A 7,230-nucleotide genomic window follows, 5' to 3' on the forward strand; every position below is an offset into this window, starting at 1 on the left:
TCCTACAGACCGGCCCTCGCCCGGTACGCCGCGATCTGCTCCACCGTCACCGTTCGCGCATCGTCGCCTGCCGCGGTGCGTCGATGCCAATCGACGATCCAGCCAAGCGCCTCGCCTAGCGGCAGGGCGGGACGCCAGCCGAGCAGGCTGCGCGCCCTGGAGGTGTCCAGCTTGAGCAGCCCGGCCTCGTGCGGGACCGCTCCGGTCCACGGCGCGGGTGGAGCCGCGTCGTCGCCCCACGCGGCGCGCATCCGCTCCACGATCCAGCCGACCGGCCGTGCATCCTCATCGGCGGGGCCGAAATTCCACGCGTCGGCAAAGGCGCGCTCGCCCTTCAACAGCCGCTCGGCGATGAGCAGATAGCCGCCCAGCGCCTCCAGCACATGCTGCCACGGTCGCACGGCATCGGGCGATCGGATCGTCGGCGCCTGCCCTGCCTCGAACGCGCGCACCAGATCCGGCACCAGCCGATCGACGGCCCAATCGCCACCGCCGATGACGTTGCCCGCGCGCACGGAAGCCAGGCCGATGCCCGCCGCTTCGCAGTAGGAGCGGCGATACGCGGCGATCACCAGCTCGGCTGCGCCCTTGCTGCTCGAATACGGGTCATAGCCGCCCATCGGGTCGGTCTCGCGATACGGCCACACCCATTCGCGGTTCTCGTAGCATTTGTCGGTGGTGATGCAGACCACCGCCTCCACCCCGCCGACCTGCCGCGCCGCCTCCAGCACATGGACCGTGCCCATGACGTTGGTGGCATAGGTTTCGACCGGCTGGTCGTAGGACAGGCGCACCAGCGGCTGCGCGGCAAGGTGGAACACCACCTCCGGTCGCGCGGCGCGCATGGCGTGCGTCACCGCGTCCAGGTCGCGAATGTCGCCGATCACATGATCGAGCAATTCGCCGATCCGTGCCCGATCGAACAGACTGGGTTCCGTCGGAGGCGGCAGCGCGAACCCGGTCACCTCGGCGCCAAGCTGATGCAGCCACAGCGCCAGCCAAGCGCCCTTGAACCCGGTGTGCCCGGTCAGGAAGACGCGACGGCCGCGCCAAGCATTGTGCACCGATGTTCTCCGCAGCCTCGCCGGTGAGCGGTCGTCGCCGCCGGTCGCCGACCTGTCAAGCGGACGCGGTTGTCACATCGTGCCTGCCTTCCTACAGCCTCGCACGAGGGAGCGGCTGGAACATCATGCAGGGATTTCGGCTTTCCCGAACCGGCTTCGTGCTGGGCGGCGTCCTTCTTCTGGCCTTGCTGCTACGCCTGCGTGGGCTCGATTTCGGGCTGCCGGCGCTGTACGATCCCGACGAGCCGATCTTCGTCCTGCCGGGCCTGAAGCTGCTGCGCGACGGCACGCTCAATCCAAGCTGGTTCGGGCATCCGGGCACCCAGACCATCTACGCGCTCGCGCTGGTCGATATCATCGTGTTCGCCTGGCACCATTATGTGACGGGCACGCTGGCGGACACCGCCGCGTTCGGGCGCGCGATCTACACCGACCCGACGATCGTGTTTCTGCCCGGCCGGTGGTTCATCCTGTTCTGCGGCCTGGCCACTATCGCGCTGACGTTCGTGCTCGGGCGGCGGCTGTTCGACGCGCGGGTGGGCCTGCTCGCGGCCGCGTTGCTGGCGATCGATCCCATCCACATCCGCTATTCGCAGATCATCCGCACCGACATGCACGCGACGGTGTTCATGCTGCTGGTCCTGCTCGCCGCCACCGCGCTCGCGACGCATGGCAAGCGACGCCATTACGTCCTGGCAGGCGTGGCGCTCGGTTTTGCGGTCGCGACCAAATGGCCGGCGGGCGCGGCGGCGATCAGCGTTGTCGGCGCGGCCGGGTTGCGATGGGTGAATGTACCGACCGAGCGCGGACAGATCGTGCGTGGATTATTCTGGTTCGGCATCGCCGCCCTGGTGGGACTGTTCGTCGCCTCGCCTTATCTGTTCATCGACGTGACAACGGTGCTGGACAACCTCTCCGCCGAAAAGCGCCCGCTTCACCTCGGCGCGACGGGTGGTGGGCTGTTCTTCAACATGGCCTGGTACGTGACCGAGCCGCTGCGTCTCGCGCTCGGCGTCGCTGGGCTGGCCCTGGCGGCGGTCGGTTGCTGGCTCGGGGCGCGACGTAGTCCGATCTTCGGCGCGGTGGTCGGCACGACGGCGGCCGCGGTCTTCGTCAGCATCTCCGCGCAGGGACTGATCTGGGAGCGCTGGGCGGTGCCGCTGCTACCCCTCCTCACCATCGCGCTCGCCGTGGCGATCGTCGCGGTGGCTGGGCTGGCCAAGGCGCGGGCAGGCCAGCGCGGGTTGATCCTTGCCGCCGCCGTGCTGAGCATCGCCGTCGTACTGCCGCTCGCCCGGACCGGACACGCGCAGGCGGCGGAGCGCGCGACCGACACCCGGCGGCTAGCCACGGATTGGGCGCGCACGCGGATCGCACCCGGCAGCAGCGTCGCGATCGAGTACCTCGCCTTCGACGTGCTGTCTCAGCCGTGGCGCTTCGTCTACCCCGCCGGCGACGATGGGTGCGTCGACGTGCGCGCCAATCTGACGGGTCAGATCCGCATCTCCAAGGTCGGCAAGATGAAGGGTGCCCGCGCGGTGATGAACCTGAGCAACGTCGCGCCCGCGCTGCTCGACACCTGCCGTGCGGATTGGCTGATCATCGCCAACTGGGACCGCTATGTCGCCGAAGCGGCGCGTTATCCCGACGAGCTTGCCGGCTATCGCCGACTGATCGCGGGCGGCACGCTGGCGGCGACGTTTCGCCCGGATCCCGGCCGGATCGGTGGCCCGGTGGTCAGAGTGGTCCGCCTTCCGCGCCAGGATCGTTAGCGGCGTCGACACGCGACCGACACGGCACGCCCGGCACCGAAGTCGCGGCATTCCCATGCCCGGTCGCTGAACAGCGGCGCGGTCTGACGATGCGGATCGGCGCTCGGCGCGTTGCCGATCCACAGGATCGCGGTGTCGGGCGTCGATGCCGCCCGCGCGCTGACCGCTGCGGCGGCGTCGCGGCCGACGGGAACCTGCATCACGTCGACCCGCGTCCGCGCACCCGCACGGCGCAGGAAGAATCCTCCCACCTCGGCCATGTTGCCTTTGAACTCGCTCGCCAGCACCGCCGTCGGGTCCGCCCAGAAGAACAGCACGCGCGCCGGTGGGCGCTCCGCCAGCCATCGGCTGGGCAGGTCGAGCCCGAATGCATGGCGCTGGTCGAGGGATCGGTCGCGCAGCCCCGAGACCGCCAATCCGATGCTGGCGACGATCATGACCGCGAAAAAGGCCGCAACGGCGATCCCGGCCCGGCGGAGCGCCGTGCGCAGCCACCAGGCGAGGCCGAAGATCATCGCCGGAAGCACGGGAATGAAATAGCGCACCGACATGCCCGGCACGACGGTGGCGACCACGAACATCGTGACGAAGGCGACCACGCCGGCGATGCCCGCCCACCCTTCCGCCGAAGGCCGCCAGTCGCGCTGGACGCCCCGCACGTGCAGCTGGAGAACCAGCACCCAGCCCAGCGCCAGGGCCAGCAGCAGAGCGATGGCGTGGTCGCCGACGATCAGCGCCGGCATGCGCGCAAGGTCCCACGCTCCCATCCTGGTGGACATCGCCACGACGCCACCCCCGAGCTGGACCACGAAGGAGAGATGCAGCGCCATCCACCCCGCCAGCAGCGCGAACGGCAGGGTCGCCGGCCACAGGCGCAGCGCCACGCCGCGATGAACCGCCAGCAGCAGCAGCCCCTGCACCAGACCCGGAACCAGCGCGAGGTAGTGCGTCAGCCCCATCGCCAGGGTCGGCAGCGCCCACCACAGGGCATGCCGCCGCATCGGCGCACGCATCACCGTGCAAAAGGCCGACACCTGGACCGTGCCCAACAGCACGAGCAGCGCATAGGGGCGCGCGTCTGCGGCGAACACCGGCATCGGCAGCCACAACAACAGCACCGCCGCCCAGAGTAGTCGCATCGTCGGATCGCGATGACCCCAGCGCAACACGACCAGCGGCGCGACCAGCGTGAAGATCAGTCCCGGCAGTCGCAGCGCCTCCGTCGAGACCCCCGCGACCCGCGCCCACAGCCAGTACGTCCCATAGAAGAACGGCCCGGTCAGTTCGGTGCGCAGCCAGCGCCAGAGCCCGGCGACGCTGTCCTGTCCGGCAATCGCACCGGTGAACGTCTCGTCGAACCACAGGGGCATGTCGCGGCCATAGGTCAGCCGCCCGAGCATCCCGAGCACCAGCGCAATGCCGAGCAACCCGGGTCGCCACATGCGCCGCACGGCCTGATCGAACATGGGCGGCGAGGCGACGGCGTGCGAGACCATGCGCCCGCGGTACGCCGCCGGTCGCTGCCGAATGGTTAACGGGCCGCCCGGACCGCGACGCTAGGCTGGTCCACCAGCCTTGGGGGGCGGGAGCTGCGAGTGCTGGACCACCAGCCAGTCCTCATGGGCGCGGCGGCGGATGGTGGTGGTGCAGAACGCCTTGTAGCCCTCGCTGCCATCGCGCGCGGCATCCGCCTGGTACGCGATCACGATCAGCCCGTCGACGGGGCGCTGAACCTTGCAATCCGTGAACGTGACGGACGCCCAGCGCGGCGTATGCGCCACCGCCTCGATCGCCTGCTTCGCGGTCAGCACGTGCGGGTCGGACGGCAGCACCATGACGCACTCGTCGTCGATCAGCGTCCGATAGGTGTCCGCGTCGCCCAGCCACAGCTGTTCCTCGAACCGCCAGATCCGGTCGTCGTCCATTCACTTGACCCTTCAGCTGTCGATCGGGACAATGGCGGGGCAGGACGATCGTTCCCGGTCAGTATTCCGGCAACCGATAGAAGCCGTCCACCCTGCGCCGCTACAGCGAGTTGGGCGTCAGCCGCATTGCCGTTCGGGCGAGCCGCTGCACGATGGCCGGACCGTGGACGGCCAGCCCGCCTTCCCACGACCGACGACGCAGATCACGCGGCCGGTCGCAAGCCGGCGCGGCACCGCGCGCGCGGCGATGCTGACCGCGATCAGCCGGTCCGCCGGGGTGGCGGCGATCGCAACCGCAACCGACGCCGGCCATCCACTCTCGGCCTTGGCGAGCAAGGCCTCGCGATCGAGCATCGGCAGCGGCTCGTCCGCCATGTGGAACCAGTAGCGGCGGCGCCGGCCCAGATCGAACACGCCGAACCGCTCGTGCGAACCCCAATATTTCCGTCGCTGCTCCGGCGAGCGGGATCGTAACCACCGGGCCGGACAGCGCCAGCACTCCGCCATAGTGGCGCGATCGTGGCACTTTGCCGGTCACCGCTGTCCCGGTCGAGGACCAGATGCCGTCGGCGGCGACGACCAGATCGGCTTAGAGGTGATCGCGCTCGAACGTGACGCGAACGCGCTCGCCCATATCCTCCACGCTCAGAGCGCGACGATCAAGACCGATGTCGCTCGCCCACCGCGCGGTCAACGCCCGCTGCACCAGCGCCCGTGTCGGCAGGTAGGCGCGTTCCCCATGTCGCGGCGGTCCGACCGGCCATGGTCCCATCAGCGGCTCGCCGCACCCACCGGCTCGATCGCGCTCGCCTGCTCATGAATGGTGACACGGTAGCCCGCCTCCCGCAGCGCGATCGCGCTCGCCGGCCCGGCGATGCCGCCGCCCGGCACGATCGCGGCATGCGTCAGTTCAGCACCAGCAGCGCCAGGATCGGTGCCGCGTTATTGAGGACGTGGATCGCCGCCGCAACGCCGATCGCCGGCCAGTAGCCGCGCGGTCGCCAGGTCAGATACGCGATCGAGAAGATCAGGAACGGCCACCAGACCACCAGCCCCCAGCGCGCCGCGAGCAGCGAGTGAAGCACGCCCCACAGCAACGCGCTGCCGACGACCGCAACCAGCGGCCCGCGCCAGCGGTCGATCAGCGCGACGGGACCGCTCATCATCAGCGTTTCCACGATCGGGCTGAACAACACCACGCCCGCGAACACCATCCACTGCGGCCCGCCGCCAAGGTCCGGCCCGGCCAGCCCGGACGCGAGCCGCGACGCCAGCCAGGCGAGCGCCAGCGCAGGCAGCGCCACCACCGGCCACGCGAACAGGACATATCGCCACACCGGCCCGGTGTCGGCGAACAGGAAGCGCGGCAAAAAGGCGAGCGCACGCGGCCGCCCGCCCGGCCACCCGGCCCGGGCGCGAAGGGTCACGCCGCGCTGTCGGCCTTCTTCTTCTCGGCATAGACGCGGATCGGCTCCTTGCGGCCCTCGATCACGTCCTTGTCGATCATCACCTCGTCGACGCCGTCCATGCCCGGCAGCTCGAACATCGTGTCGAGCAGCACGCTCTCCAGAATCGACCGCAGACCACGCGCGCCCGTCTTGCGCTCGATGCCCTTCTTCGCGACCGCGACCAGCGCGTCGTCGGTGAAGCCCAGCTCCACCTCCTCCATCTCGAACAGCTTCTGGTATTGCTTCACCAGCGCGTTCTTGGGCTGCTTCAGGATCTTGACCAGCGCGTCGATGTCGAGGTCTTCCAGCGTCGCGATCACCGGCAGACGGCCGACGAATTCGGGGATCAGCCCGAACTTCAGCAGATCCTCCGGCTCGGTCGAACGCAGGATCTCGCCCGTGCGGCGCTCCTCCGGGCTGGCGACATAGGCGCCAAAGCCGATCGACTTGCCCTGCAACCGGTCGCCAATGATCTTCTCGAGGCCGGAGAACGCGCCGCCGCAAATGAACAGGATGTTCGTCGTGTCGACCTGCAGGAACTCCTGCTGCGGATGCTTGCGCCCGCCCTGCGGCGGCACCGACGCGGTGGTGCCCTCCATCAGCTTGAGCAGCGCCTGCTGCACGCCCTCGCCCGACACGTCGCGCGTGATCGAGGGGTTTTCCGCCTTGCGGCTGATCTTGTCGATCTCGTCGATATAGACGATCCCGCGCCGCGCCCGCTCGACGTTGTAGTCGGAGGCCTGGAGCAGCTTGAGGATGATGTTCTCGACATCCTCGCCGACATAGCCGGCCTCGGTCAGGGTCGTCGCGTCGGCCATCGTGAACGGCACGTCGAGGATCCGAGCCAGGGTCTGGGCAAGTAGTGTCTTGCCGCAACCGGTCGGCCCGAGCAGCAGGATGTTCGACTTGGCGAGCTCGACATCGGCACCCTTGGAGCCGTGGTTGAGCCGCTTGTAATGGTTGTGCACCGCGACCGAGAGCACGCGCTTGGCGTGCATCTGGCCGATCACATAATCGTCGA

At 69.1% G+C, this 7,230-nt stretch carries 7 protein-coding genes; 1 reads left to right on the top strand and 6 read right to left on the bottom strand.

Features of this window, described 5'->3' with window-relative positions:
* Positions 1–2 precede the first annotated feature (2 nt).
* Entirely contained in the window at positions 3–1,064 is a 1,062-nt protein-coding gene (rfbG, locus tag JWN21_RS00940; RefSeq protein WP_299645518.1) for a CDP-glucose 4,6-dehydratase, read from the bottom strand.
* Positions 1,065–1,189: 125 nt separating this feature from the next.
* Between rfbG and JWN21_RS00945 the strand changes: the two genes are divergently transcribed.
* Entirely contained in the window at positions 1,190–2,836 is a 1,647-nt protein-coding gene (locus JWN21_RS00945) for a glycosyltransferase family 39 protein (protein ID WP_299645519.1), read from the top strand.
* On the opposite strand, the gene JWN21_RS00950 is transcribed toward JWN21_RS00945, so the two are convergent.
* From JWN21_RS00950 to clpX, 5 genes are all read right to left on the bottom strand, one after another.
* Positions 2,833–4,302, bottom strand: coding sequence for a hypothetical protein (locus JWN21_RS00950; protein ID WP_299645520.1), 1,470 nt, complete (start codon positions 4,300–4,302; stop codon positions 2,833–2,835). The two genes, JWN21_RS00945 and JWN21_RS00950, sit on opposite strands and share 4 nt — an antisense overlap.
* Before the next feature lie 90 nt (positions 4,303–4,392).
* Complete coding sequence (locus JWN21_RS00955) at positions 4,393–4,761, bottom strand: DUF4440 domain-containing protein (protein WP_299645521.1); 369 nt, start codon at positions 4,759–4,761, stop codon at positions 4,393–4,395.
* 117 nt (positions 4,762–4,878) lie between these two features.
* A complete protein-coding gene (locus JWN21_RS00960; RefSeq protein WP_299645522.1) occupies positions 4,879–5,175 on the bottom strand; it encodes a hypothetical protein in 297 nt (98 codons plus the stop codon).
* Between the two features lie 491 nt (positions 5,176–5,666).
* A complete protein-coding gene (locus JWN21_RS00965; RefSeq protein ID WP_299645523.1) occupies positions 5,667–6,188 on the bottom strand; it encodes a CPBP family glutamic-type intramembrane protease in 522 nt (173 codons plus the stop codon).
* The coding region (gene clpX, locus JWN21_RS00970) for an ATP-dependent Clp protease ATP-binding subunit ClpX (protein WP_299645524.1) at positions 6,185–7,230 on the bottom strand (1,046 nt) is incomplete at its 5' end. The genes JWN21_RS00965 and clpX, both read right to left, overlap by 4 nt.

The organism is Sphingomonas bacterium (genome assembly GCF_028292945.1).
Taxonomy (GTDB): domain Bacteria; phylum Pseudomonadota; class Alphaproteobacteria; order Sphingomonadales; family Sphingomonadaceae; genus Sphingomonas.

Coding starts and splice junctions, on each gene's coding strand:
- JWN21_RS00945 (WP_299645519.1), top strand. CDS start 1,190: ATGCAGGGATTTCGGCTTTCCCGAACCGGCTTCGTGCTGGGCGGCGTC.
- JWN21_RS00950 (WP_299645520.1), bottom strand. CDS start 4,302: ATGTTCGATCAGGCCGTGCGGCGCATGTGGCGACCCGGGTTGCTCGGC.
- JWN21_RS00955 (WP_299645521.1), bottom strand. CDS start 4,761: ATGGACGACGACCGGATCTGGCGGTTCGAGGAACAGCTGTGGCTGGGC.